This window comes from Streptosporangium longisporum (assembly GCF_039534895.1).
Lineage (GTDB): Bacteria > Actinomycetota > Actinomycetes > Streptosporangiales > Streptosporangiaceae > Streptosporangium > Streptosporangium longisporum.
In genome coordinates this window covers 1,638,772-1,663,137 of the sequence record NZ_BAAAWD010000006.1, presented here as the reverse complement: position 1 = coordinate 1,663,137, position 24,366 = coordinate 1,638,772, and the positions used below count along the sequence as shown (strand labels likewise).

Sequence of the window (24,366 nt, the reverse complement as noted above, 5' to 3'; positions counted from 1 at the left end):
GAGACCGTTACCCACCCGGACAAGCGGTCTGCAAGCGCGGCTCAAGTGCCAGGGAGTACTCCTGTATGACCGCGTCACCCGTTCCAAAGGATCCATGATGCTGATCCCCTGCTTCGCCTGCGAGTCCCGCTTCCGGCCCGACGAGTACTTCCGCGCCTGCCACGACTACCACCGCGGCAAGGACGTGGTCGCCTGGACCTGCCCGCGGTGCGGGAACCGGGACGAGCTGCGGGTCTTCACCGGGGAGCTGGGGTTCGGCTACGCGCGGCACGGCGGGTTCGACGTCTCCGACCGGGTGCGCGTCCCCGGCCTGCGCCGGCGGCGCGAGGACCTGCGGCTGGACATCTCGCTGGACGAGGCGGTCTGGCGGGTGCCGACGGGGACGCGCCGGCTGGTGGGCGCCCACTGATCCCGGCTCCGGCCGGGAACGTTCCGGCGGGGGTCAGGCCCCCTGCTGCCGCAGGCTCTGCCAGGCCGCCTCGCACAGGCCGGCGATCTCCTCGGACGTGGGCTGGTGCGCCCCGGCGAACCACAGGCGGCACATCTCGGTGGCCGGTCCCAGCCACAGCACGTAGCACATCGTCGGGTGGACGGGCTGGAGCAGCCCGTCCTTCATGTGCGGGCGCCACCAGTCGGCGACCTTCCGGAAGAACGCCCTGCGCGACTCCGACACCTCGGTGCCGCCCGGCTCCTCACGCCGGGGCGGCCGCTCGCTGATCAGCAGGTGCGCCCGCTCCCGGTGCTCGCCGCACCAGGACATGTGCAGCGCGACGATGGCCTCGATGCCGTCCCTGGCACCCTCGTGGCGCTGCAGCTCGGCCAGGAACGCCTCCTGGTACATGTTCAGGGTCTCGGCGTACAGGACGCCGAAGACGTGTTCCTTGCTGGCGAAGTGGTGGTAGAAGCTGCCGACGCTGACGCCGCTCTCCTCGCGGAGGCTGGCCAGCGTGGTGGCCGAGACCCCGTCCTGGCTGAACCGGCGGAGGGCACCCTCGACGATCCGGGCGGCTCGTCATACGGCGTTCTGGCGGTCTTCACGTCCAATGAGTGGGGTAAACAGAAACCTTGTCCGCAAACTCCCGGGAAACGGCGTGGACCCACGTCGATCGTACCGTCGTGATCGTGGCTACCGCGCCCTCGCCCCGGATCCTCCCGGTCGCGGCCGACTGAATCGCCACATCCCCGACCCGACCCGTCGCCGGCCCCGGCACGCTCAGCCATTGGACGCGGGGGACCTCCACCGTGCCCGAGGAGTGATCGCGCATGGGCGCGTGCCGGCCAGATGCCGCGGATCATCGCCAGCACCGTGCGGTTGTCCGAGCACGTCATCCCCACCGTCGTGGCGCCCCTGGCCGCGGCCCGCGCATCAGCGTGCTCGGACGGAGGCGGGAGCCGAGCCCCATGCCCCCTGCCACTCTGTCGCCTTCACCACCACGGCCCCCCCCCCCCCCCCCCCCCCCCGATCTCGAGTCGGTCCCTCCTGTCCCCGGTGAGCTCATGGCTTGGCGACGAGCAGTCCCCGTGCACGGGCGAAAGCAGCGCGTCGCGATCGCCCGTCCACCGCCAGGAAGCGCCACGACGAACCCGGCGCTCAGGGGTGGGGGCCCCTGCACTCTCGGCGCAGAACGGCGCATCGGGTGCGGGGACGACAGGCCGGCCAGGAAGCGGCGGACCCGTCCTCGTCCTCGGGGGCGCGCGGCCGGATCTCCACGGCCGCCCTGGGCACGGTCGTCACGTCCCCGGACGCGATCGTCATGTCTGGGCACGGTCGTCACCTCCCCCGGCGCGGTCGTCCGGGCCTGCGACGCGGGCGTCACGCTCCCACCGGTGCCGTCGCCTGTTACGGTCCGGCCACCTCGCCGTCGTCCCATGGCCGGCCGGTGCACGACGGCCGTCTATCGGCACCTTCGGGGGCCGCCCGGTCGGCGGGGGTAACGCGGGACACCGCCTGAGTTCGCACATGACTCAGAGTTCCGCGACGAGTCCTGAGTATGTCAAGTAGACTTAGCGACAATTGGAGGTGGCTGTGATGGCGACCTACGATGCGCACATGAACGAGGTGACACCCGGCGGCTTTCCCCTGCGGCTGGAGAACTGTTCGATCGAACGCACCCTGGGTGTCGTCGGGGAGAAGTGGACGTTCCTGGTCCTGCGCGAGGCGTTCGCCGGTGTGCGGCGCTTCGCCGACATGCAGCTCGCCACCGGAGCGCCCCGGCAGGTGCTCAGCGCCCGGCTCACCCGGCTCGTGGAGGCGGGACTGCTGCGCAAGGTCCCCTACCGCGAACCCGGCCAGCGGCAGCGCGACGAGTACCGGCTGACCCAGATGGGCCTGGACCTCTATCCGATCCTGGTGAGCCTGATGCAGTGGGGCGACCGGTACCTCAGCGACGGCGAGGGCCCGCCGGTGCTCCTCACCCACCGCGACTGCGGCGCGCCGATCGGGCAGTACTTCCGCTGCGCCGAGGGACACGAGGTCGCCGGCCCCAGGCAGGTCACCGCGCTTCCCGGCCCCGGGCTGCGCGCCGCCCCGGCCCTGCCCCCGGCGGGCGCGTCCGCCGAGGTCACGTCGTGAGGGATCACGCTCCGAGGGGCCCGTCGGCGGCGGCCACGCCGCGAGGGGGCACGCTCCGAAGGGTCATGCCCTGAGTGGTCACGCTCTGAGTGGTCACGCTCTGAGTGGTCACGCTCTGAGTGGTCACGCTCTGAGTGGTCACGCTCTGAGTGGTCACGCTCTGAAGGGTCATGCTCTGAGTGGTCACGCCCTGAGGGGTCACACCGGGAAGGGCCCGTCGGCGGGGGTCACGCCGCGAGGGGCTCCGCGCCCGCCGGACGCGGTGCGAGGTCGTCCAGCCTGCGCAGGCAGTGCCGGAAGCTGAGCACCGAGACGAGCGCCGCTCCGCCGAGAAGCACCGCGACCACCGAGGTGCGCACCACCAGGTAGGTCTGCAGGCTCTGGCTCAGCAGCAGCCACAGGCTCAGCACCGCGTTGAGCAGCTGCGCGCACCCCCACAGCACCGACTGCCGTACGAAGAAGCGCCGCATCCGCGGGTGCTCGGTCACGTGGTCGGGCAGCGGCACCAGGTCGGCCACCACCCGCCGGATCAGCGGCCGCCGCAACGGCGCGGTGAGCAGGAAGCCCAGGCTCACGCAGAACACGCCGAGACAGGGCTGCAGGAAGAACACGATGGGGTTGCCGGTCGCCACGGCCAGCGCCACCCTCACCGTGATCGTGCCGGCCGCCAGCAGCAGCGTGCCGGGCGCCTCGCCGCCCTTGACCAGCCGCCAGGCGACCCCTCCGTACACCCAGGCCGCCGCCACGCCCAGCGCGACACCGGCGTCGGCGAAGAGCAGCGCGACGTAGAAGACCAGGACGGGAAGGATCATGCTCTCGAACACCCTGGGGGCGGCGTGCCGCAGCAGGGGGCCGATACGGGGAAGGACGAGCGGAGTCACGGGGGCGGACATGAGCACGGTCATCAGGGGCGGACTCCGGAGGTGATGGAACGTCCCGGGGGAGATCTCACCCGACCGTATGTGATGTCCGGAGTGTCCGGCGAACCTTTCCATGACATCCAACGATCCAGCGATTCCGGGCACCCTACTACGCCCTACGGCACACCCGGTCGCCCCAAAGGCCCACGCGAAGGACGGGGCGGTGCCCGCGGTGCCTACCCTTGGGTGCGTGTACCGGTTCCTGCTGACTCCCCGATGGCTGGCTCTCCACGTGGTGGTGCTGCTGGTCATCCCCGCTTTCCTGTTCCTGGGCCAGTGGCAGTTCGGGCGCTTCGAGGAACGGTCCGCCAGCAGCGACCGGACCACCGCCAACCTCACGGCCCCCGCGGTCCCCGTGCGGGAGCTCACCTCTCCCGGCGGTACCGTCGCGGCCCGGGACCGCCACCGCGCCGTCACGGCCCGGGGGACGTACGACACGGGCGCGTCGCTCCTGGTCAGGCGCCGTACCCAGGACAGGATGGTCGGTTTCTACGTGCTGACCCCCCTGGTCGCCGGGGACGGCACCGGCGTGCTGGTGAACCGGGGCTGGATCAAGGCGGGCGCCACGGCAGACTCCGTCCCCCCGGTGCCCCCGCCGCCCCCGGGTGAGGTGACTGTCACCGGCAGGCTACGTCCCGCCGAGTCCGAGGAGAGCTCGGGCATCCGCGACCGGGCGGGGCTGCCCGAGGGCCAGGTGCTGCTGATCGACACCGCGGCGATCGGCCGCCGTCTGCCGTACCGGCTCCTGGGCGGGTACGTCGAGCTGGTGGAGCAGACGCCCAGGGCGGCCTCGGCGCCCGCGCCCGTCCCGCCGCCGGACGTCGGCGGGGGAGGCGGGCTCAACCTCGCCTACAGCGTGCAGTGGTGGCTGTTCATCGGGGTCGCGGTCGGCGGCTGGGCACTGCTGATCCGCAGGGAGGCCGCCGACCTCAAGGCCGCGGCCGCCACACCGACCGGCCCTGGTTCCGGCCCCGGCCCCGGCTCCACCTCAGGCTCCGGTCCGGCCTCCGACTCCGGCCCTGCCTCCGGTCCCGCTCCCGGTCCCGGTCCCGCTCCCGGTTCCGGTTCCGGTTCTGACGGGCCTGGGCCCGGCCGGGACGCCGGGACGGGGCAGGGTCCCGCGTCCGGGGGAACCGGCCGGGACTCCGTGTCCGAGACGTCTCCGGTGCCGTAGGAGAGTGCCCGTCCGGGGCCTTTCCCGCGCGTCGCCCTCCCTCCCGGGAAAGCCCTTTCCGATGTAACGGTCCAGCCTCTTGCGGGGTAACGGAATCTTCCATTCAATGAATGGATCAACGATGGCCGTACCCCAGGGAGGTCTTCCAGTGAGAACCCGTATGCGTGTGCTGGCGGTGGGAGTGGTCGCGACCGCGGCCCTGGCGCTCACCGGTGGCGTGGCGTCCGCCGCGCCGGCCGGCCAGGCCGCAGCCGGCACGACGGCGAAGGCGATGGACTACTGGCAGTACCACGGCCACTACCGCGTCCACGCCGAGTGCGTGGCCGTGGGCGAGGAGTACCTGTGGCCCCACAACCCCGGCGGGGCCGACGAGTACCGGTGCCAGGCCAAGAACGGCGGCTGGGACCTGTACCTGATCTTCGGGAGCTGATCGCCACGGCACGATCCCGTCCGGGCGGGTCCGGACGGGTCCCGTGACGAGGCCGGTCGATCGCGCGGCCGGGGTGGCTCCGCTGCCGCCACCCCGGCCGCGGTGCCGCCGCTCCTCTCGTCGGGGGCGGCGGCCCATCGACGGCCGCGCCGCCACCGGGACCGAGCCCTCCGGTACACCGCGGTCAGGCGTTGACCATCGCCGTCCCGAACAGGACCGCCACCGCGATCGCGAACCCCCGTGTCCCGTCGAGCCTCTCCGGCGCGGGTGACGGTATCTCCTGCGGTCCCCGCCACAGCGGGTGCGGCTCCAGCAGGACGTACAGGAGCGAGCCGCCGGTGAGGAACATCCAGAACCAGGCCCAGCGGCTGGCGTAGCGCGGGTTCGGCCGGGCGAGCATGAGCAGCCAGGTCAGCGCCTCGGCCGTCACCGCCACCGGCGCGAAGGGCTTCCACCACCGCTCGTAGGCGGGTGAGCCGGCCAGCAGGGCGGCTCCCCGGAACCCCTCGGTGCGCACGATCTCCACCGACGGGTCGGCGGCGGCGCGCACCCGGGCCAGGAACGCCTCCTGGCGGCGTTGCAGGGCCTCGCGGTCCAGCCGGGTGGTCTCCGGGTCCCAGACGTCGTCGGGCTGGTCGAAGCGGGCCTGGGTCCAGGACAGCGGCCCGTGGGACCAGGTCAGCGTGCCGTAGGCGGGCCAGTCGCGGTCGTGGACCACCTTGCTCACCCCGCCGGCCCGCAGGTCGGAGATCAGCTCCTCGGCCGGGCGCAGCACGGGCGCCTGGTTGAGGTGGACGATCACCGTGGAGAGGGCGAGCACGAACAACAACGCCAGGCGGACCCAGAAGGGCACGTCCTGTCGTGCCGGAACCACCACGCGCATCCGCCGCCCCCGTCCCCGATACCCGCCGTTGAATAGGTTAGGGGGCGTGACCCGGCATATCGAGTTCGCGCGGCTGCACAACTTCCGCGACGTGGGCGGCTACCGGACGGACGAGGGGCTGCGGGTGCGCTGGCGGCGGCTGTACCGGTCCGCCTCCCTGCACCTGCTCTCCGGCGAGGACCTCGACCGCTTCCACGCGCTCGGCGTGCGCACCGTGATCGACCTGCGCCACCCCGAGGAGATCGAGCGCCGCGGCCGGGCCCCGCAGGGCCCGCGCTACCACAACCTCTCGGTCGAGCACCGGTTCTGGAACATCCGGGACGACTACAGCCCCGAGGCCGGGATCGCCAGGTTCTTCGCCGACCGCTACCTGGAGGTGTCCCGGGACGGGCGGGCCGAGCTCGCCACCGCGCTCCGGGTCATCGCCGACGCGGACAACGCGCCCGTGGTGGTGCACTGCGCCGCGGGCAAGGACCGCACGGGGGTGCTCGTCGCGCTGGTCCTGCGGCTGCTGGGGGTGCCCGAGGAGGACGTGGTCGACGACTACGCGCTGACCGGGCTGGCCAGATCCCAGATGGTCGCGTACTGGGAGCGCGAGCACCCGGGCGAGCCGCTGCCCTGGGACGGATACGGCCACGCGCCCGCCGAGGCGATGCGCCTGTTCCTGGCCGAGCTGGGTCCGGTGCCGGACTACTGCGCGCGGGCCCTCGGGATGGACGACGGTCTCGTGCCCGCTCTCAGGAGGCATCTTCTGGAGGATCCCGATATCCGGGACATCTCCGGGTAGTGCGCGATCAGGGCCCGCCACGGGCAGCACCCTCCGGCGGGCCCGTCCCCCCGGGGCCGCCGCCTTCTCGTGCGGTGGTCCCGGGGACCTCCGGCGGGCCTGCGGGACGGCTCGCGGGGCCCCGCGGGGTCCTCACGAGAAGGCTCGCGGGGTCCTCGCGAGAAGGACAGAGATACCAAGCGGAGACCTTGCGGCTTGATGAGTGTTATTCCAGCGTCATACGGTTGACCGCGTGACTACGCCGCTGCTCCCCGACCCCGAGCCGAGGCGGCGGGACTATGTGATCATCTCGGCCGACGACCACCTGATCGAGCCGCCCGACATGTTCGACGACCGGCTGCCCGAGAAGTACGCCGAGTTCGCCCCCAAGGTGATCGAGACCGACTCCGGCCACCAGGTCTGGCGCTACGGCGGGGCCACCTACCCGTGCGCCGGGCTCGACGTGGGTGCCGGTCTGCCCCGCGAGCAGTGGACGCTGGACCCGGTCCGGTTCGAGCACATGCGTCCCGGTTGCCATGACGTCGAGGCCCGGATCGAGGACATGGACCGCGCCGGGGTCTGGGCCGCGCTCTGCTTCCCCGGCATGCTGGCCGGGCAGGCCGGCATGGTCTTCGCCAAGACCCGCGACCAGGAGCTGGGCCTGTCGGTCATGCGCGCGTGGAACGACTGGCACGTGGAGGTCTGGGCGGGCACCTACCCGGAGCGGATCATCGCCCTGCAGCTGCCCTGGCTGACCGACCCCGAGGTGGCCGCGAAGGAGATCCGCGACAACGCGGCCCGCGGGTTCAAGGCGGTGCTCTTCCCGGAGTTCCCCACCCGGCTGCGTCTGCCGTCCATCCACGGCGACCACTGGGACCCGTTCTTCCAGGCCTGCGAGGAGACCGGCACCGTGATCTGCCTGCACGCGGGCGCGGGCTCCTGGGCACCGGTCCCGTCACCGGACACCCCGATCGAGGCGATCACCACGCTGATGCCGGCGAGCGCGATGTTCGCCTGCGCCGACTGGCTCTGGTCGGGCATCCCGCTGCGCTTCCCCGCCCTGCGGATCCTCATCGTCGAGGGGGGCGTGGGCTGGCTGCCGATGCTGGCGGAGCGGGCCGACTACGCGCTCGACCACCCGGTCGCGGGCGAGGCCTCGTGGGAGGGCGGGCTCAAGCCCAGCGAGGTCCTGCGCAGGAACTTCTTCTTCGGCACGCTCAACGACCACGCGCTGTCCGGCGTGCGGCTCGCCGTCGGACTGGAGCACGTGCTGCTGGAGAGCGGCTACCCGCACTCCGACTCCACCTGGCCCGACACCCAGCAGGCCGTCGCGACGAACCTGGGCAGCCTGCCGCCCGCCGACATCGCCCGGGTGGCCTACGGCAACGCCGCCCGCCTGTTCGGCCACCCGCTGCCCTCGCGGGCCTGGCTCAGGATGGAGCGACTGTGACGCTCCGGTGCACCTGCTCGCGCTCCCAGTCGACGTAGCGTCCGCCCTCGCCGAGCAGGGAGCCCATCAGCCACAGGAAGACCCCGAAGTCGTCGGCCACCCCCAGGAGCAGGAAGAACTCCGGGATGACGTCCACCGGGGAGACGATGTAGAGCACGCCCATGCCCATCATGGCCAGTTTGCCCTTGCTCATCCCCGGGTACTGCCCGTGCATGACCGCGCCGATCATCCTGGGCAGGGCCTTGAGCCGGTCGCCGAGCCCCGGGGAACCCGGCTGCGACACACTCCGGTACGTCCGCCACACCTGCGCCGCGCGCGCCGCCTTCACCATGGGAAGTCCTCCTTGGAAGCACGTTCGCCTGGCGGCGTACTACCCCGCCGTTTCACGATATAACGCGTGACTTCCCCGGCGGGTTCCCGGAGCGCGCGTCACCTGCGGCGTCCCGGGGAAACGAGCCGTCAGGCCGGCGCCGGGCGCGCGTCGGCCCGGTGCCGGGCAGGTCGCCGTCAGGTGCCGGGCCTGTCCGTCAGGCCGACGCCGGGTGCGCGAAGGGACGCTCCGCCTCGATCTGGGCGGCCACCCGGACGAGCAGGTCCTCCCGCCCCGCGGCGGCGACCAGCTGCACGCCCACCGGCAGGCCGTCCGCGGTGCGGTGCAGCGGCAGCGAGATCGCGGGCTGCCCGGTCGCGTTGACCGGCGAGGTGAACGCCACCGCGCGACGGGTACGGCCCGGCGCGGTGCTGACGTCGCCGGGCGGCAGCCAGCCCAGGCGGAACGGCGCCACCCCCAGGGAGGGCGTGAGCAGCAGGTCGTGGGCCTCCCACCAGGCGGCCATCCGCCGCCGGAAGGCGTCGATCCAGTCGCGGGAGGCCAGATAGCCGACCACCCCGAGCCCCCGGCCCGCCGCGCCCAGGATCCGGTTGCGCTCCTCCAGCTCCTCCAGCTCCACCGGCCTGCCGCGCCAGCGTCCGACCTCGTCCAGGTCGGCGGCCACATGCGCGGCCACGATCGTGCCGAAGTGCCGGGCGAAGTCCTCGTCGGCGAGCGCCGAAGGCCCCCCGGGCTCGACGTGATGGCCCAGCGCCTCCAGCAGCCCGGCGGCCCCGGTGACGGCGGTCACCAGGTCGGCGTCGGGCGGGGCGCTCCCGTCCGGGTGCGCCGTCAGGAAGCCGATCCGCAGCCGCCCGGGGTCGGCGCCGACCTCCTCGGCGAGCGGGCGCCGCCAGGCCGGCGCGCCGTACGGGTCGCCCGGCATCGTCCCGGCGATCACGTCGAGGGTCGCCGCGCCGTCCCTGACCGTACGGCAGAGCATGCCGGAGGCCGAGAACCCGGCCCAGGGCTCGCCCGCCGACGGACCGGAGCTGACACGGCCCCTGCTCGGCTTGAGCCCCACCAGCCCGCACATGCTCGCCGGGATCCGGATCGACCCGCCGCCGTCGCTGGCCGCGGCCACCGCGACCATGCCCGCCGCCACGGCGGCGGCGGACCCGCCGCTGGACCCCCCGCTGCTGTAGCGCGGGTCGTGGGGATTGCGGGTGGGACCGGAGAGCACCGGTTCGGTGGTGATCGCGGTCCCGAACTCCGGGGTGTTGGTGCGTCCCAGCACGACGAAGCCCGCCCGGCGCAGCTTGGCCACCGCGTACCCGTCCCGCCTGGTCGTCATCCCGTCCAGGACGCGCGAGCCCGCGCGGTAGGGCTCCCCCTCCATGGCCCAGCCCAGGTCCTTCAGCAGCGTCGGCACCCCCGCGAAGGGGGCGCCGGGCACGACGTCGTCCGCCTCCTTCAGGGCCCGCTCGAACCTGCGGTGCACCACCGCGTTGACGGTGCCGTCACGGGACTCGATCCGGGCGATCGCCGCCTCGGCGAGCTCCCTCGCCGAGACCTCCCCCTCCCGTACGGCGCGCGCCTGCCCGGTCGCGTCCAGTCTCAGCACCTCGTGCGACAACGCCTCACTCCTTCGCGGGGGCCAGATCTCGTACGGCCTGCGCGATCGAGACCTCGCCGCCGGGGATGGGGGCGAGGACGGGGGTGTTCAGGCCGTTGCGCACATACTCCCGGATCCTGGCCCGGCACGTGGCGGCGTCCCCGTGCACGATGAGCTCGTCCACCACCTCGTCCGGGATGGCCTTGAGCGCCGCCTGGCGGTCACCGGCCGCCCAGGCCTCGTGCATCGGCCGCAGCACCTCGCCGCGTCCCAGCCAGTCGTGGAAGGCCGCGTACACCGGGACGGTGAGATACCCCGCGAGCATCCGGCGGCCGAGCTCGCGCACCTTCGCGGCGTCCTCGCTGACGCACACGAACAGCCGGGCGATCAGCTCGGTCTCCGGGCCGATCTCGGCCCTGACCGTGCGCACGTCCTGCGGGGAGAGCCAGTTGGTGATCGCACCGTCGGCCTCCTCGGCGGCCAGGCGCAGCATCCGGGGGCGCAGCGCGGCCAGCACGATCTTCGGCGGGATCCGGGGCGCCCGCTCCAGCCTGAAGCCCTTGACCTCGAACGTCTCGTACCGCTCGGTGACCTTCTCGCCCGCCAGGGCGCTGCGCAGGAACCGCAGCGTGTCCCGCGTCCTGGCGAAGGGCTTGACGAACTCCCCGGCGTTCCAGCGCTCCACGATGGCCGGGGAGGAGGCCCCGATGCCCAGCACGAAGCGTTCGGGGGCGAGGTCGGCGAGGGTGGCCGCGGACATGGCGAGCAGACCGGGACCGCGGGTGGAGACCGGGACGATCGCGCTGCCGAGCCGCAGGCCGGGGGCCCACTCGGCGGCCATCGCCAGCGGCACGAAGCCGTCGACGCCGTTGACCTCGGCGGACCAGGCGTCGGTGTACCCGAGCCCCGGCAGCTCGCCGACCAGGTCCCTGGAGTCGGCCAGTGAACGGTCGTAGAAGGGGATCGTCATCCCCCAGCGTGGGGCCGTGGTCATCGTGCCGCCTCCCGGTCGGTGGTCGCCGTCCGGGAGCTCCCTCCCTAGAACGACATTCTGGTCCAGCTTGCCGCACCCGCTCCGGGGGACGTCAAGGGGATCACCGTACCAACCGGACGGTATGACGACCGATCCGATACGGAGAACGGACCGCCCGCTTACCGTCCCATCACTCTCCGTATGATGTTAGAAACGTCGGGTGATGAAGCATCGGCGGAGGAACCAACGGCGTGGCCTGCTCAGCGCGGCCGGTCTCGCGACCTGCGTGGCGGTCCCCCTGCTGGCCGGGGCGGCCCCCCTGTTCTCGACCGCGGCCCTCCCCGGCCCGGCGGTCCCGGCCCCGGTCTCCCGGGCCGGGGACGGCACCGGACCGCCCCGCCCGCAGGTCACCCGGTACGTCGGACGGGCCGGGCACGCCGGGCGGCCGGTCGCGGTGCCCCCGTTCCCGGCGCCCGTCCCGGGGAGCACGCCCGGTCCGGACGGCACGGCCGGTCCGGACGCCGGGCACGCGGGGGAGCGGAAGGCGGGCCGGCACGAGCCGGGGCGGGGTACGGCGTCGCGGGCGGAGCGCGGCACGGAGGCGGGTGCGGGGATGAGGCCGGCCCGCCGCGGGACGTCGTCGCGGGTGGCGGGCGACCTCTCGCACCCGGACGCCGGACGGCGGCCGTCCCGGACGGAAGGGGAGCCTGGACGGCCCGCCACCGCCCCCGGGACGCGGCCCGGACCCGGCCACCCTGTCGCGCCCGCAGGGACGGTCGCTTTCTCCACGGGGGAGCAGGGACATCCCCCGTGGAGAAAGCGACCGGCCGGTCCCCTCAAGGATCTGGTCGGCGACCCCGTGAAGGATCTGGTGGACGGCCTGACCGGGAGAAGCGGGACCGGGCGGGACCAGGCCGGGAAGGGCGCCGTCGCGAACCGACCGGCCGTCACCGCACCCGAACCGGATCTCGCCCCGGGAGCCGACCCCAAGCCCGGCCTCGATCTCAAGCCCGACCTCAAGCCCGACCTCGACACCAAGCCCGACCTCAAGCCCGGCCCCGAACCCGGCCCCGGACCCGGCCTCGTCCCCGGGCCGAAGCCCGAGGTGAAGCCCGAGCCGAAGCCGGGGCCTCCCACGGTGGCGCCGCCGGCGCCCTCCCCGTCCCCCTCGTCCTCCGCTTCGCGATCCTCCGCGCCCGCGCCGACCCCGTCCCGGCCCGTACCGGTGCCCCCGGCCGCGCCGGTCTCGGTCGTCCCGGAGGCCTTCGCCACCCCGGCGCCGTCCAGGACCCGTACACCCCGCCCCAGGCCCTCGGCCCGGACGCCCTCGCTGCCCCCTCTGGTACGGCAGCGGCTGGTGCTGGACCGCTACGCCGCGCGGCGCAAGGGAACCGACCGCACGCTGGTCCTGGTGGTCATGTTCACCGGCGTGATCTCGGTGACCGCCGTCGCCGCCCTCAACGGCAGAGCCCACAGGTAGTGCCCGGCCGGGCCCGCGGGAGGAGACGATCCTCCCGCGGGCCCGGAGAGCGCGGGGCGCGTCCGGTCACGGCTGGGCCGGGAAGCGCCCGTCGATGTGGTCGTACTCCCGCTGCGCGGCCTGGAACGCGTCGGGCCCGACGGCGCCGAGACCGCTGAACGGGTGGCTGATCAGGATGATGAAGCACACGCCGATGACCACCACGCTCACCCGGACCACATCGGCGATGATCGACGAGGACGAGGGCCGCACCCCGAGCGTCCAGGGCAGGGCGATCACCAGCAGGCCGGAGACGATCAGGGAGATCACGAAGATGCTCTCCAGACCGGTGCCCGCGTCGTCACCCCTGATGATCCGGGCGTGCGCGATCTCGGAGGCCCTGTCGAGCGCGTCCTGCTGCAGGTTCCTGCCCTCGTCGCCGACCGGCCGGAGCCGGAGCAACGTGGTCCGCGCGTCGGCGAGCGTCTGCCCGGGGATGGGGGACATGGTCTTCCCGGCCATGAGCGGCCAGTCGAGATCGATGCTCTGCGCGGTGTACTGCCGTATCTGCGTCCTGACGGGCGCGGCCTCGGGGATGGGCGCCACCGCCCAGTACATCTCGGTGAGGCTCTCGGCCTCGGCCTGGACGTCGGCCTCCGTGACCGACAGGCCGTCCCTGCACAGGACGGCCGCGTAGGCCAGCACCAGCAGGTAGACGGCGAGGGCGAGGTTGGCCGAGAAGCCGACGGACGACGCCCCGTGCTCCTCGTCCTCCCGTCCCTTTCTCCTGAGAACGCGGAACACGATCAGCGTGAGCGCGACGGACAGAACCACCAGCACGGCTACCCAACCCATGGGACTCCCTTGAACCCGTCATCGAACCGACCACTCAGGGTAATCAGTCGGATACGGTTCTTCCTGGGATTCTCCCCGGATTCACTCGCGAAGTTCGTGGAGCCCCGCGATGAAGTCACGCGCGACCCCGCGCAGGCCGGGCAGGTGCGAGAGCCCGACCAGGCGGTCGACCAGCGGCACGGTGAGCTCTATGAGGCGGTACGTCCTGCGGCATCCCTCGGAGTGGTCGTGCACCCAGAACAGCACGACGCCCATCGACATCAGCCAGAGCAGTTCGGGCAGCTCCGCCCTGAGCTCGGCGTCGATGCGGTCGGAGGAGCCCTCCACGACCCGCCGGTAGATCCCGATCGACGCCTCCCTGGAGGGCGAGGACTCGGCGCTGAACGGGTTGAGCGGATTGTCCGGCTCGGCGGCGTGCTTGAAGAACTTCACCGCGAACTCGTGGTACGGCTCGGAGACCCGTACCCACTCCCGCAGCACCCCTTCCAGCCGCGCGGCGAACCTGCGCTCGGTGGCCAGGAGCTTCTCGCACGCGGCCTCGTGCTCGGTCTGCGCGCGGTCGTAGTACGACTGGACCAGGATCTCCTTGGAGGCGAAGTAGTAGTAGGCGTTGCCCACCGACACTCCGGCCTCGGCGGCGATGGCCCGCATCGTGGTCGCCTCGTACCCTCGCTCGCGAAAGAGCCGCAGGGCCGTCTCCACGATGACCTCACGGGTCCTGTCTGATCCACGGGTTCTCGGGGTCGGCTCGGTCATAGGGCGCTTGTCACCTGTCGGTCAGCACTGGCAGACGGGCTCGGCTGATCTCTCCACGGGACGAACCCTAGGTCATCCGTCCTGTGCCATCCGGGAGCAGCCCTTGTGAACGACCCTAAGCGCGTCACATCGCCCCCGCCACTGATATCGGTGATTGCCACGTCACCCTCTGCCCGCCACGCCCGTCCCATCCCCCGGGCTACCGGCCCTCGGCATCCCCCGTCGTCCCGGGTCCCGTGCGCCTGCGGCCTCACCAGGTCATCAACCCGCACGATGATCGCCATTACCGGGCAAAATTCGCTCTTCGGGAGGGATCATCCGGCTTCGGAAGTGGGATTGATCCATTTGGTGGAAGGGCTCCCGCGACAAGGGATACATAAATGGGGATACGTCCCTGTAGACGGCGGGCTACCCGGTTCATCACGGGAACACTGCTCGCTCTGCAGATAGCCGTCATCGCGTCGACCCCCGACGCGGACGCGAACGCGGAGAGCCGACACGCGCCGGACAGCACCGTGGCCCGGGGCCGCCCGGCCTCGGGCGCGGCGGACGGCCGCGGACCGCTGTCCATCGCGCCGTACGCGACCGGCCCGTGGAAGGCGGCCCGGTACCGGTCATCGGAACTGTACCGCCAGGCGGCCGTCCGGCACGGAGGACAGCGGGGAGAGGCCGCGTCCTCCCTCGCGGCTCCCCGGACATCGGCGGCTTCCCGCACATCGGCGGCTCCCCGCACATCGGCACGGAACCGCCGGGACCGGTCGAACCGGCCGGATCGTCCCGGCCGGACGAGGCGGTCCAAACCCGTGGCCCGGACGGGCGTGCCCGGCAGCGACGGGGCCGTGCCGCGCGCGGGCGGCGGAGCGCCGAAGACCTCCTCGCCGGAACGGAAGGTCCCCCCGGCCGCGAAGCAGGCACCGCGCGGACAGGCGCCCTCCGGCGCGACCGCACCCGACCGGCGGACGGCCACCGGGGGCACACCGCCCGCAGGGAGCGCCCCGTCGCACCGACGACCGGCCGTCGTCCCGGTCACCGCGCAGGCTCGGACGTCCCGGGCGCGGCAGGGCGGGCCGGCCGCGGCCCCCGGGGCCCCCGCGGCCCCGCCCCCCGCGGCCCCGGTGAAGGAGCCGCCCGCCGCCGGGAAGGTCCCCGGCAAGAGCGCCGGTAAGACCACCGGCACGGCCACCACAAAGGCCACCGGAAAGAGCGCCGCGAAGAGTGCCGGGAAGACCGGCACGAAGGTTCCCGCGAAGAGCACCGGCACGGCCGGTACGAAGACCACCGGCAAACCCACCGCGAAGACCACCGGGACCACCGGGACCACCGCCGCCACGGCCACCGCGAAGACCGGCGAAAAGACCACCGCCACGGCCGCCGGGAAGGCCGCCACCGCCGCCGGGAAACCGGCCGAGGCCCCGGCCTCCGAGGCGCAGCAGGTCCAACGGCAGCGTTCCCTGCGGCTCCAGCAGACCGATGCCGAGCAGCTGCTGCGACAGGCGGGCCTGCGCTGGACCTCCTCGGGAGGGTGCTCGAACCGCCAGGGGCGCAACTGCACCTCGTTGCAGGCCGTGCGGAGCGGCACCATCTCCAGCGCCATCGACCTGAAGCGCCGTAGCGGCTGCCGCCTGGTGGTCACCGGCGGCACCGAGGTGGGCCACGCCCCGGGGCCGTACAGCCACTTCGCCGGTTACAAACTGGACATCAAGCCCAACGCATGCATCAACCGGTACATCAAGAAGAACCACCCGAAGCAGGGGGTGCGGGGCGACGGAGCCCGCCTGTACGGCGAGGAGGGAGCGTCAGAACCCCTGTACGCCCGCGAGGCGGATCACTGGGACATCCTGTTCCGCTGACCCGCGCCGACACACGCCGCCCCACCCCGGCCCGCTCGTTCCCGCGAGCCGTGTGCCTCACGTGAGGGCCGTGCGGCGGCGCCGGGTGCCGCCGCACGGCCGGGAGGTCACGCGAACTCGGCCGCGACCAGCTCGGCGATCTCCGCCGCGTTCAGGGCCGCGCCCTTGCGGAGGTTGTCGCCGCAGACGAACAGGTCGAGCGTGTTGGGGAAGTCGAGCGCCTGGCGGATCCGGCCCACGTAGGTGGGGTCGGTCCCGACCACGTCCGCCGGGGTCGGGAAGACGCCGTTGGCCGGGTCGTCCATCACGACCACGGTCGGGGCGGCCTCCAGGATCCGGTGGGCGTCGGCGACCGTGATCTCACGCTCGAAGGTCGCGTGCACGGCCAGCGAGTGGGTGGTGATCACGGGGACGCGGACGCAGGTCGCCGAGACCTTCAGGTCGGCGATCCCGAGGATCTTCCGCGACTCGTTGCGGAGCTTGAGCTCCTCCGACGCCCAGCCGTCCTCCTTGAGCGAGCCCGCCCACGGCACGACGTTGAACGCCACCGGCGCCGGGAAGGGCGACTCGGCGTCCCCCAGCTTGTTCTGCAGGACCTTGCGCACGTCCCCGGCGCTCTGCCCGACCGTCCGGTCGCCCGCCAGCGCCTCGACCTCGTCGTAGAGGCGGGCCGAACCGGCCACGCCCGCGCCCGAGACCGCCTGGTAGGAGGCGACGACCAGCGCGTTCAGACCGTACTCCTCGTGCAGGGCGCCCATCGCGGCCATCATCGACAGGGTCGTGCAGTTGGGGGTGGAGATGATCCCCAGGGGACGCGTCCTGGCCGCCTCCGGGTTGACCTCCGGCACCACCAGGGGGACCTCGGGGTTCATCCGGAAGGTGCCGGACTTGTCGATGACGACGGCGCCGCGCCCGGCGGCGATCGGCACCCACGTCGCGGAGACCTCGTCCGGCACGTCGAAGATCGCGATGTCGACGCCGTCGAAGACCTCGGGGGTCAGCTCCTGGACGACGACGTCCTCGTCGCGGACCCGCAGGACCTTGCCGGCCGAGCGGGCGGACGCGACGAGCCTGATCTCGCCGTACACGTCGTCGCGGCCGGAGATGATGTCGCGCATCACGGTGCCGACGGCACCGGTGGCGCCGATCAGGGCGAGGGTCGGCTTGCGGCTCATCGTCCGGTACCTCCGTAGATCACGGCTTCCACCTGGTCGGCGTCGAGGTCGAACGCGCGGTGCGCGGCGCCGACCGCCGTGTCCACGTCGTCCTGTCCGACGATCACCGAGATGCGGATCTCCGAGGTGGAGATCATCTCGATGTTCACCCCCGCGTCGGCGAGGGCGGCGAAGAACATCGCGGTCACGCCGGGGTGCGAGCGCATGCCCGCGCCGATCAGCGAGACCTTGCCGATCTGGTCGTCGAAGAGCAGCGACTCGAAGCCGATGCGCTCCTGGATCTTCTTCAGTGCGGTGAGCGCCGTCGAGCCGTCGCTGGTGGGCAGCGTGAAGGAGATGTCCGTCCTGCCGGTCGTGGCCGCCGACACGTTCTGCACGATCATGTCGATGTTGACCTCGGCGTCGGCGAGCGTTTTGAAGATCGTCGCAGCCTCACCGACCTTGTCGGGCACCCCGACAACAGTGATCTTGGCCTCGCTCCGGTCGTGCGCGACGCCGGAGATGATCGGCTGCTCCATCTCTTTTCCTTCGCTGTCGGGGTCGGAGACGACCCACGTGCCTTCCTTGCTGCTGAACGAGCTTCTGACGTGGATCGGCAGGCCGAAGCGGCGAGCGTACTCGACGCAGCGCAGGTGCAGGATCTTCGCCCCGCAGGCCGCCATCTCCATCATCTCGTCGTAGGAGATCCTGGGGATCTTACGGGCCGCCGGGACGATGCGGGGATCGGCGGTGAAGACGCCGTCCACGTCGGTGTAGATCTCGCACACGTCGGCGTCCAGGGCGGCGGCCAGGGCGACCGCGGTGGTGTCGGAGCCGCCCCTGCCGAGGGTGGTGATGTCCTTGGTGTCCTGGGAGACGCCCTGGAACCCGGCGACGATCGCGATCTGGCCACCGTCGAGCGCCCCGCGGATCCGGCCGGGCGTCACGTCGATGATGCGCGCGCGGCCGTGCGAGGAGTCGGTGATCACGCCGGCCTGGGACCCGGTGAAGGAGCGCGCCTCCTGGCCGAGGTTGGCGATGGCCATCGCCAGCAGGGCCATCGAGATGCGCTCGCCCGAGGTGAGCAGCATGTCGAGCTCGCGGCCCGGGGGGAGCGGTGAGACCTGCTGGGCGAGGTCGAGCAGTTCGTCCGTGGTGTCGCCCATGGCCGAGACGATCACCACGACGTCGTTGCCGGCTTTTTTCGTCGCGACGATCCGCTGGGCGACCCGCTTGATGCAGGACGCGTCGGCGACGGACGAACCACCGTACTTCTGAACAACGAGCGCCACGAGATGTCTCCGAAGCAATCTAGGGCTGTGGAGCTCACAGTCTACTGGCGCCCTACCGGGGGGCTCGTGATTTAGCCCAGCATGTGGACGATCAGACGGTTGTGCGCTCCTCGGCCACGTCCAGGCGCGTATGGGCGACGAGCGCCTGGAGTGCCCGCATCGCCGCTCCGGCGTGGTTGCCCCAGGTGTTGAAGTAGGAGTACTGCCACCACCACAGCGCCTCCAGCGGCCGGCCGGCCTTGTAGTGCCGCAGGCCGTGTAGCAGGTCGGCGGCCACCGCCGTCAGGTCGTCGGACAGGCGGTAGGGGGTGACCACGGTGTCCTTGTACGGGTCGAAGACCTCGGCGTAGTCGTCGACGGGGCCCAGCCGCTCGGCGAGCGCCGTGCGGACGGCGTCGACGTCCGGGTCCTCGCCCAGGTGCGGTTCCCAGTTGCCCGACAGGATGACGTCCCGGCTCGCTCCGAGCTGCGCCCCGGCCGAGCTGACCTGGCCGACCTCCACCAGCAGCAGCGGCAGGATGGCGTCACCGCCCTCGCCGCCCGCCAGGCGGGTCAGGCCGTCGATGTAGTTCTCCGCGTGCTCGGCGATCCGTTCCGCGAGAGCGCTCCATGGGTCGTCAGACATCGAGGAGCCTCCTTCCTTCGAAAGCGCGGCCCAAGGTGACCTCGTCGGCGTACTCGAGGTCACCGCCTACCGGCAGACCGCTGGCCAGTCGTGTCACTTTCAGTCCCATCGGCTTGACCAGACGGGCGAGGTAGGTCGCCGTCGCCTCCCCCTCGAGGTTGGGGTCGGTGGCGAGGATCAGCTCGGTGACCTGGCCGTCCGCCAGGCGGGTCATGAGGTCCCGGATGTTCAGGTCGTCGGGGCCGATGCCGTCGATCGGGCTGATCGCCCCGCCGAGCACGTGGTAGCGGCCCCGGAACTCGCGGGTCTTCTCGATGGCCACGACGTCCTTGGACTCCTCGACGACGCAGATCACGTGGAGATCGCGCCTGGTGTCGCGGCAGATCCGGCACTCCTCCTCCGCGGCGACGTTGCCGCAGACCCGGCAGAAGCGGACCTTGTCCTTGACCTCCAGCAGCGCGTGCGCGAGCCGTTTCACGTCGGCCGGCTCCGCGGCCAGCAGGTGGAACGCGATGCGCTGCGCGCTCTTGGGACCGACGCCCGGCAGCATGCCCAGCTCGTCGATCAGGTTCTGGACGACCCCCTCGTACATGACCTAGAACCCGGGAAGCTGGCCGAGCCCGCTCCCGCCGCCCAGCCCCTGTGCCAGGGGACCGAGCTTCTCCTGCTGAAGGTCGGCCGCGGCGCGCACGGCGTCACGGATGGCGGCGATGACCAGGTCGGCGATGGTGTCGGCCGTCTCCTGCGGATCGCCGGGGTCGACGGCCTCGGCACTGATCTTGAGTTCGAGCAGCTCGCCCCCGCCGTTGACGGTGGCCACCACCAGGCCGCCGCCCGCGGTCCCCTGGACCTCCGCGTCGTTCAGCTCCTGCTGGGCGCTCACAAGCTGCTGCTGCATGAGCTGTGCCTGCTCCAGCAGCTGCTGCAGGTTGACATCCCCTGGGTTCACCGTGGTGTGCTCCTCGTCCGTGGCATCGGTCGTCACGAGCCTACGGGGTCCGGGCCCGGTGTTGTACTGGAGGCCACACGCCTTCCCGGGGAGGAGGGGATAAACCTCTGTCGGGCCCCGGCCCCCCTCCAGACGTCCGGGACCCGACGGCGCGCCGCCGGAGCGGCCGCACACGGCGACGCGCGATCGGCAAGCTAACGGGCCGCACGTTGCACACACGTTGCGATCGTTCACTCACCCTTCGCACGCCCTGTTCGGCCGAAACGGTTGCGGGCGCGTGCCGGAGCACCGATGCTTCGGCCATCGGCTTGTTCCGGGGGGACCATCGGCTTTTTCCAGGGGGGATGCGTGCGCGACGGCCATCCGGGAGTCGTCCAGACGGCCGGACCCGACTCCTACGCGGCGCGGCTGCGGCGCCTGCACGAGGCCGCGATGGCCGCCCGGACGCGGTCGGACGAGCGGACGGGCACAGGGGCGGGGCAGGGGCCGGAGGGCGGCGCGACCCACGAGCGGCCCAGAGGGGTGATCTCCGCCTCCTGGCGGCGCTGCCTGGCGGCCGGCATCGACCCCGAGACCGGATCGGCCCCGCCCGCCTTCGAGGGCGAGGACATCCGGCAGGTCCGCTCCGCGCATCCGATGAGCAGGCTGCTGCCGGTGATCACCGAGACCCTCCTGGAGGCCGTCACGGCCGACGACCAGATCCTGCTCGTCACCGACGCCGCCGGCAGGGTGCTCTGGCGCGACGGGAGCCACCGGACGATGGAACGTGCCGACGAGGTGGGGCTGTCCGCGGGTTTCGACTGGAGCGAGACCGCGATCGGCACCAACGGACTGGGCACCGCGCTGGCGGCCCGGCGCCCCCTCTACGTCTTCTCGGCCGAGCACCTGGTCAGGGCGCTGCACGTCTGGTCCTGCTCGGCCGCGCCGATCATCGATCCGGACAGCGGCGAACCGCTGGGCTGCGTCGACGTCAGCGGCATGACGCGGGCCATGCCCCCGGCCAGCGTCGCCCTCGTCGAGGCCACCGCCCGGCTGGCCGAGAGCCGGCTCACGCTGCGCATGCTCGAACGCGACCAGCGGCTCAGGCGCCGCCACGACCGGCACCTGAGCGCACTGCGCGGCGAGCCGGGGGCCCTGGTCACCGCGACCGGGCGGATCATCGCCGGCGACGACGCGCTGCAGTGGGCGGGCCACCGCGTCCTGCCGCCGGAGACGGGTGACCGGGTGGTGCTGCCCGACGGGCGGAGCGCCTTTCTGGAGGCGCTCGGCGACGACGGTTTCCTGCTGCGCCTGGCGGGCCGGGGCCGCGCCCCGGTGCTGACCCTGTCCTTCCTGGGCGCCGACCACCCCTCGGCGTACCTGGACGGGACGCGCCTGCCGCTCTCCCTGCGTCACGCCGAGATCCTCGCGATGCTCGTCCTCAACCCCGGGGGGATGACGGCCGACCAGCTCTCCTTCCACCTGTACGGCGACGCCGGGAACCCGGTGACCGCGCGCGCCGAGATCCATCGCCTGCGCGCGCATCTCGGCCGCGCCATCGTGGCCAAGCCCTACCGGCTGGACTGCGCGGTCGAGGCCGACTTCGTGGAGCTCAAGCGGCTTCTCGCGACGGACGAGACCACCGCGGTCGCGCGGGCCTACCGCGGCCCCCTGCTGCCGCGCTCCGAGGCGCCCGCGCTGCGCCGCGAACGCGAGGAGCTGGAGGGTCAGGTACGGGCCCGCCTGCTGCGTCGGGGTGGGCCGGAGGCCCTGTGGGCGTACGCCGAGACCGAGCGCGGCAGGAGCGACGTCCAGATCCTGGAGCGTCTCATCGCCATGCTGCCCCGTCACGATCACCGCGCGGTCGCCGCCGGGATCCGTATCGGCGACGCCGGCCCGCCCTGACGTCCGCGAACGGCACGGACGGCGCGGACGGCGCGAATGGCGCGGACGGGGCGCCCGGTCTTCCGGGAGGGCCCGGTCTTGCGGGGAGGGCAGCGGGACCCTCAGGTGTGGTCGATCTCCTCGATGATCTGACCGCCGAGCTCGCGCTGGATGAGGGCCATGCCGGTCAGCGCGTCGACGTCGGCGTCCGCGTCGTTCAGCGGGTCGACCTCGTCGGCGTCGGGGGCGGCGCGCGAGGCGCGGCCGGGCACGGCGTCCGGCCAGGCCGCGGCCTTGGCGCCGTTCCTGGCCGGTGCCCTGGGGCCGGTCTGGGCCGCGGCCTTGGCGGCCGAGCGGGCGGCGGCCAGCCCGGGACTCGGCGGGGGAGGCGAGCCGGGGTCCTCCGGCATCGGCTCGTCCGGCCAGGACTCGTCCGTGGGGGGGCGAGACCGGCCGGGCGGGTGCCTCCCGTACCGCCGCGGGCGGTGCCTCGGCGGGGGGCCTGCGGCGGCTGCGGTGCCCGCTGCCGGTCCGCGGGCTGCTGGGCGGCGTCGGGCCGGGCCGGAGCGGGCTGGGCCGGGGCGGGCTGAGGGGTGACGGGCGGGGGGGAGGGCCGGCGCGGGGACGGGGACCGTCCCCCGGCCGACGGGGCGGGACCGCCGCCGACGACGGCCTCGACCTTCCACGTGCCGCCGAGGACCTCCTTCAGGACCTCCGCGACGACCGCGTCCTTTCCGCCGCCGGTGAAGTTCCTCATGGCGCCGACCTGGGTGAACCCCAGGGTGACGATGTTGCCCTCGACCCCGGCGATCTGCGCGTTGGTGTTGACGTTGGCCCACACGACGATGCTGCGCCGCTTGAGCGCGGCGAGCACCTGGGGCCACGCCTGCTGCACCGTTCCGGTGGCTCCGGTGGCGGAGTCCGGGGTGGCACCCGCGTCGGGCCCCGACGGCCCCGACGACTCGGACTCGTCGGCGGTGTCCGCCACCGCTCCGGCGGGCTGCTGGACGGGGGGCCGGGCCTGCTGTTCCTGGGCCGCGCCGGGCCGGACCGTCTCGGGCCAGTCGTCGTCCGGGGCGCCCACGCCCTGGCCGGGGGCGGGCGCCGTGGCTGCGGGTGCCTGCGACGGCTGCGGCGGGGGCGCCGCCTGGACCGGGGGGGCGGGTGCCTGGACGGCAGGTGCGGACGCCGGGGTCACGGCCCGCGGAGCCGGTGCCCGCGTGACGGCTGAGGCCGCGGGAGCGGCGGCGGGAGCCCGCGAGATCGCGGGGGGCGGCCGAGACGGCGATCCCGCCCTGTTCCAGCCGTTCCACCCGGGCGAGCAGCGCGGCCTCGCCCTCGGCGGCCCCGGGGAGCAGGATCCTGGCGCACATGAGTTCGAGCAGCAGCCGGGGCGAGGCGGCCCCGCGCATCTCGGTCAGGCCGGTGTTGAGGATCTCCGCGGCGCGGGTCAGCTCGGCCGGGCCCATCGAGCCCGCCTGTTCCTGGAGGCGCTCCAGCTCGTCCGCGGGCCTGTCGAGCAGCCCGCTGGAGGCCGCCTCGGGCACGTTGGCCAGGATCACCAGGTCGCGGAAGCGCTCCAGCAGGTCCATGGCGAACCGGCGCGGGTCGTGTCCGCCCTCGATCACCCGGTTCACCACCTGGAAGGCGCGCGCGCCGTCACGGGCGGCGAAGGCCACGACCACGTCGTCGAGCAGGTCGCCGTCGGTGTAACCGAGCAGGGAGACCGCACCGGCGTAGGTGATGCCTGCCTCGCCTGACCCGGCGTACAGCTGGTCCAGGATCGAGAGCGAGTCGCGGGCCGAACCGGCGCCGGCCCGCACCACCAGCGGGAGCGCGGCGGGCTCGAAGGAGACCTTCTCGGAGGTGAGGATCTCCTCCATGAGCGTGCGCAGCGCGGCCGGCGGGATCAGCCGGAACGGGTAGTGGTGGGTCCGGGACTTGATCGTCCCGATGACCTTCTCGGGCTCGGTGGTGGCGAAGACGAACTTCAGGTGCGGCGGGGGCTCCTCGACGAGCTTGAGCAGCGCGTTGAACCCCTCCCGGGTCACCATGTGCGCCTCGTCGATGATGTAGATCTTGAAGCGTGACGACACCGGCGCGAAGAAGGCCCGCTCGCGCAGGTCGCGCGCGTCGTCCACGCCTCCGTGCGAGGCGGCGTCGATCTCGATGACGTCGAGGTGACCGGGGCCGGTGGGCGCCAGGGCCACGCAGGACTCGCACTGCCCGCACGGGTCGGGGGTCGGGCCCTTCTCGCAGTTCAGCGAACGGGCCAGGATGCGCGCGCTGGACGTCTTGCCGCATCCGCGAGGTCCGCTGAACAGGTAGGCGTGGTTGATCCGTCCGCTGCGCAGAGCCTGGCGCAGCGGCTCGGTGACGTGTTCCTGGCCCTTGACCTCGGCGAAGGTCCCGGGCCGGTACTTGCGGTACAGCGCAAGACTCATGCGGCGATCCCACCTGGAGGGGCCTG

At 72.7% G+C, this 24,366-nt stretch carries 23 protein-coding genes and 1 pseudogene; 9 read left to right on the top strand and 15 right to left on the bottom strand.

Going from position 1 to position 24,366, the window contains the following annotated elements:
• Window positions 1–94: 94 nt before the first annotated feature.
• Window positions 95–409 carry a hypothetical protein gene (locus ABD832_RS11790; RefSeq protein ID WP_344892633.1) on the top strand — a complete coding sequence of 105 codons (315 nt, stop codon included), beginning with the start codon at window positions 95–97 and terminating at the stop codon, window positions 407–409.
• 33 nt (window positions 410–442) lie between these two features.
• Here the strand turns inward: ABD832_RS11790 and ABD832_RS11785 are convergent, their stop codons facing one another.
• Entirely contained in the window at window positions 443–841 is a 399-nt protein-coding gene (locus ABD832_RS11785; protein ID WP_344892630.1) for a hypothetical protein, read from the bottom strand.
• A 39-nt stretch (window positions 842–880) separates the two neighbouring features.
• A pseudogene (locus ABD832_RS11780) lies at window positions 881–1,000 on the bottom strand (TetR/AcrR family transcriptional regulator); the annotation flags it as partial.
• 1,050 nt (window positions 1,001–2,050) lie between these two features.
• Between ABD832_RS11780 and ABD832_RS11775 the strand changes: the two are divergent.
• Window positions 2,051–2,572, top strand: coding sequence for a winged helix-turn-helix transcriptional regulator (locus ABD832_RS11775; protein ID WP_344892627.1), 522 nt, complete (start codon window positions 2,051–2,053; stop codon window positions 2,570–2,572).
• A gap of 227 nt (window positions 2,573–2,799) precedes the next feature.
• Here the strand turns inward: ABD832_RS11775 and ABD832_RS11770 are convergent, their stop codons facing one another.
• Window positions 2,800–3,465 carry a VC0807 family protein gene (locus ABD832_RS11770; RefSeq protein WP_344892625.1) on the bottom strand — a complete coding sequence of 222 codons (666 nt, stop codon included), beginning with the start codon at window positions 3,463–3,465 and terminating at the stop codon, window positions 2,800–2,802.
• 217 nt (window positions 3,466–3,682) lie between these two features.
• Between ABD832_RS11770 and ABD832_RS11765 the strand changes: the two genes are divergently transcribed.
• Entirely contained in the window at window positions 3,683–4,666 is a 984-nt protein-coding gene (locus tag ABD832_RS11765) for an SURF1 family cytochrome oxidase biogenesis protein (protein WP_344892622.1), read from the top strand.
• A gap of 160 nt (window positions 4,667–4,826) precedes the next feature.
• On the top strand, window positions 4,827–5,096 hold the full coding sequence (locus tag ABD832_RS11760; RefSeq protein ID WP_344892619.1) for a hypothetical protein: 270 nt from the start codon (window positions 4,827–4,829) through the stop codon (window positions 5,094–5,096).
• Between the two features lie 184 nt (window positions 5,097–5,280).
• On the opposite strand, the gene ABD832_RS11755 is transcribed toward ABD832_RS11760, so the two are convergent.
• Complete coding sequence (locus tag ABD832_RS11755; RefSeq protein ID WP_344892616.1) at window positions 5,281–5,979, bottom strand: hypothetical protein; 699 nt, start codon at window positions 5,977–5,979, stop codon at window positions 5,281–5,283.
• Between the two features lie 46 nt (window positions 5,980–6,025).
• Here ABD832_RS11755 and ABD832_RS11750 point away from each other — a divergent pair, with 46 nt between their 5' ends.
• Both ABD832_RS11750 and ABD832_RS11745 read left to right on the top strand, forming a co-directional pair.
• Window positions 6,026–6,766 carry a tyrosine-protein phosphatase gene (locus tag ABD832_RS11750; RefSeq protein WP_344892613.1) on the top strand — a complete coding sequence of 247 codons (741 nt, stop codon included), beginning with the start codon at window positions 6,026–6,028 and terminating at the stop codon, window positions 6,764–6,766.
• 232 nt (window positions 6,767–6,998) lie between these two features.
• Window positions 6,999–8,195: an amidohydrolase family protein gene (locus ABD832_RS11745; RefSeq protein ID WP_344892610.1), complete on the top strand. Its 1,197-nt coding sequence runs from the start codon at window positions 6,999–7,001 to the stop codon at window positions 8,193–8,195.
• Here the strand turns inward: ABD832_RS11745 and ABD832_RS11740 are convergent.
• From ABD832_RS11740 to ABD832_RS11730, 3 genes are all read right to left on the bottom strand, one after another.
• Window positions 8,176–8,526 (bottom strand): YkvA family protein, encoded by a 351-nt coding sequence (locus ABD832_RS11740; protein WP_344892607.1) that lies wholly within the window; start codon window positions 8,524–8,526, stop codon window positions 8,176–8,178. The genes ABD832_RS11745 and ABD832_RS11740 overlap by 20 nt on opposite strands.
• Before the next feature lie 196 nt (window positions 8,527–8,722).
• Window positions 8,723–10,141: an amidase gene (locus ABD832_RS11735; RefSeq protein ID WP_344892605.1), complete on the bottom strand. Its 1,419-nt coding sequence runs from the start codon at window positions 10,139–10,141 to the stop codon at window positions 8,723–8,725.
• A 4-nt stretch (window positions 10,142–10,145) separates the two neighbouring features.
• Entirely contained in the window at window positions 10,146–11,114 is a 969-nt protein-coding gene (locus ABD832_RS11730) for an LLM class F420-dependent oxidoreductase (protein ID WP_344892602.1), read from the bottom strand.
• A gap of 202 nt (window positions 11,115–11,316) precedes the next feature.
• On the opposite strand from ABD832_RS11730, the gene ABD832_RS11725 reads away from it, so the two are divergent.
• Window positions 11,317–12,573 (top strand): hypothetical protein, encoded by a 1,257-nt coding sequence (locus ABD832_RS11725; protein ID WP_344892599.1) that lies wholly within the window; start codon window positions 11,317–11,319, stop codon window positions 12,571–12,573.
• A 66-nt stretch (window positions 12,574–12,639) separates the two neighbouring features.
• Here the strand turns inward: ABD832_RS11725 and ABD832_RS11720 are convergent, their stop codons facing one another.
• Window positions 12,640–13,407: a bestrophin-like domain gene (locus tag ABD832_RS11720; protein ID WP_344892596.1), complete on the bottom strand. Its 768-nt coding sequence runs from the start codon at window positions 13,405–13,407 to the stop codon at window positions 12,640–12,642.
• A gap of 81 nt (window positions 13,408–13,488) precedes the next feature.
• The gene (locus tag ABD832_RS11715; RefSeq protein WP_344892593.1) at window positions 13,489–14,109 is read right to left on the bottom strand and encodes a TetR family transcriptional regulator; all 621 of its coding nucleotides are present in this window, start codon (window positions 14,107–14,109) and stop codon (window positions 13,489–13,491) included.
• Between the two features lie 1,169 nt (window positions 14,110–15,278).
• Between ABD832_RS11715 and ABD832_RS11710 the strand changes: the two genes are divergently transcribed.
• Window positions 15,279–16,013 (top strand): hypothetical protein, encoded by a 735-nt coding sequence (locus ABD832_RS11710; RefSeq protein ID WP_344892590.1) that lies wholly within the window; start codon window positions 15,279–15,281, stop codon window positions 16,011–16,013.
• Window positions 16,014–16,120: 107 nt separating this feature from the next.
• Here ABD832_RS11710 and ABD832_RS11705 read toward each other — a convergent pair whose 3' ends face one another.
• The 5 genes from ABD832_RS11705 to ABD832_RS11685 all read right to left on the bottom strand — a co-directional run bounded on the left by ABD832_RS11705 (window position 16,121) and on the right by ABD832_RS11685 (window position 20,033).
• Window positions 16,121–17,188, bottom strand: coding sequence for an aspartate-semialdehyde dehydrogenase (locus tag ABD832_RS11705; RefSeq protein WP_344892587.1), 1,068 nt, complete (start codon window positions 17,186–17,188; stop codon window positions 16,121–16,123).
• Complete coding sequence (locus tag ABD832_RS11700; RefSeq protein ID WP_344892584.1) at window positions 17,185–18,459, bottom strand: aspartate kinase; 1,275 nt, start codon at window positions 18,457–18,459, stop codon at window positions 17,185–17,187. The genes ABD832_RS11705 and ABD832_RS11700 overlap by 4 nt, the downstream gene beginning before the upstream one ends.
• A 91-nt stretch (window positions 18,460–18,550) precedes the next feature.
• The gene (locus ABD832_RS11695) at window positions 18,551–19,084 is read right to left on the bottom strand and encodes a DUF5063 domain-containing protein (RefSeq protein WP_344892581.1); all 534 of its coding nucleotides are present in this window, start codon (window positions 19,082–19,084) and stop codon (window positions 18,551–18,553) included.
• Window positions 19,077–19,676, bottom strand: coding sequence for a recombination mediator RecR (gene recR / locus ABD832_RS11690; protein ID WP_344892578.1), 600 nt, complete (start codon window positions 19,674–19,676; stop codon window positions 19,077–19,079). Before recR ends, ABD832_RS11695 begins: the two co-directional genes overlap by 8 nt.
• Window positions 19,677–19,679: 3 nt before the next feature.
• Complete coding sequence (locus ABD832_RS11685) at window positions 19,680–20,033, bottom strand: YbaB/EbfC family nucleoid-associated protein (protein ID WP_344892575.1); 354 nt, start codon at window positions 20,031–20,033, stop codon at window positions 19,680–19,682.
• Window positions 20,034–20,381: 348 nt separating this feature from the next.
• Between ABD832_RS11685 and ABD832_RS11680 the strand changes: the two genes are divergently transcribed.
• Complete coding sequence (locus ABD832_RS11680) at window positions 20,382–21,917, top strand: helix-turn-helix domain-containing protein (RefSeq protein ID WP_344892572.1); 1,536 nt, start codon at window positions 20,382–20,384, stop codon at window positions 21,915–21,917.
• 101 nt (window positions 21,918–22,018) lie between these two features.
• Here ABD832_RS11680 and ABD832_RS11675 read toward each other — a convergent pair whose 3' ends face one another.
• A complete protein-coding gene (locus tag ABD832_RS11675) occupies window positions 22,019–24,340 on the bottom strand; it encodes a DNA polymerase III subunit gamma and tau (RefSeq protein ID WP_344892569.1) in 2,322 nt (773 codons plus the stop codon).
• Window positions 24,341–24,366 lie beyond the last annotated feature (26 nt).

Coding starts and splice junctions, on each gene's coding strand:
- ABD832_RS11790 (WP_344892633.1), top strand. CDS start 95: ATGATGCTGATCCCCTGCTTCGCCTGCGAGTCCCGCTTCCGGCCCGAC.
- ABD832_RS11785 (WP_344892630.1), bottom strand. CDS start 841: ATGTACCAGGAGGCGTTCCTGGCCGAGCTGCAGCGCCACGAGGGTGCC.
- ABD832_RS11775 (WP_344892627.1), top strand. CDS start 2,051: ATGAACGAGGTGACACCCGGCGGCTTTCCCCTGCGGCTGGAGAACTGT.
- ABD832_RS11770 (WP_344892625.1), bottom strand. CDS start 3,465: ATGTCCGCCCCCGTGACTCCGCTCGTCCTTCCCCGTATCGGCCCCCTG.
- ABD832_RS11760 (WP_344892619.1), top strand. CDS start 4,827: ATGCGTGTGCTGGCGGTGGGAGTGGTCGCGACCGCGGCCCTGGCGCTC.
- ABD832_RS11755 (WP_344892616.1), bottom strand. CDS start 5,979: ATGCGCGTGGTGGTTCCGGCACGACAGGACGTGCCCTTCTGGGTCCGC.
- ABD832_RS11740 (WP_344892607.1), bottom strand. CDS start 8,526: ATGGTGAAGGCGGCGCGCGCGGCGCAGGTGTGGCGGACGTACCGGAGT.
- ABD832_RS11730 (WP_344892602.1), bottom strand. CDS start 11,114: ATGACCACGGCCCCACGCTGGGGGATGACGATCCCCTTCTACGACCGT.
- ABD832_RS11725 (WP_344892599.1), top strand. CDS start 11,317: ATGAAGCATCGGCGGAGGAACCAACGGCGTGGCCTGCTCAGCGCGGCC.
- ABD832_RS11720 (WP_344892596.1), bottom strand. CDS start 13,407: ATGGGTTGGGTAGCCGTGCTGGTGGTTCTGTCCGTCGCGCTCACGCTG.
- ABD832_RS11705 (WP_344892587.1), bottom strand. CDS start 17,188: ATGAGCCGCAAGCCGACCCTCGCCCTGATCGGCGCCACCGGTGCCGTC.
- ABD832_RS11695 (WP_344892581.1), bottom strand. CDS start 19,084: ATGTCTGACGACCCATGGAGCGCTCTCGCGGAACGGATCGCCGAGCAC.
- recR (WP_344892578.1), bottom strand. CDS start 19,676: ATGTACGAGGGGGTCGTCCAGAACCTGATCGACGAGCTGGGCATGCTG.
- ABD832_RS11675 (WP_344892569.1), bottom strand. CDS start 24,340: ATGAGTCTTGCGCTGTACCGCAAGTACCGGCCCGGGACCTTCGCCGAG.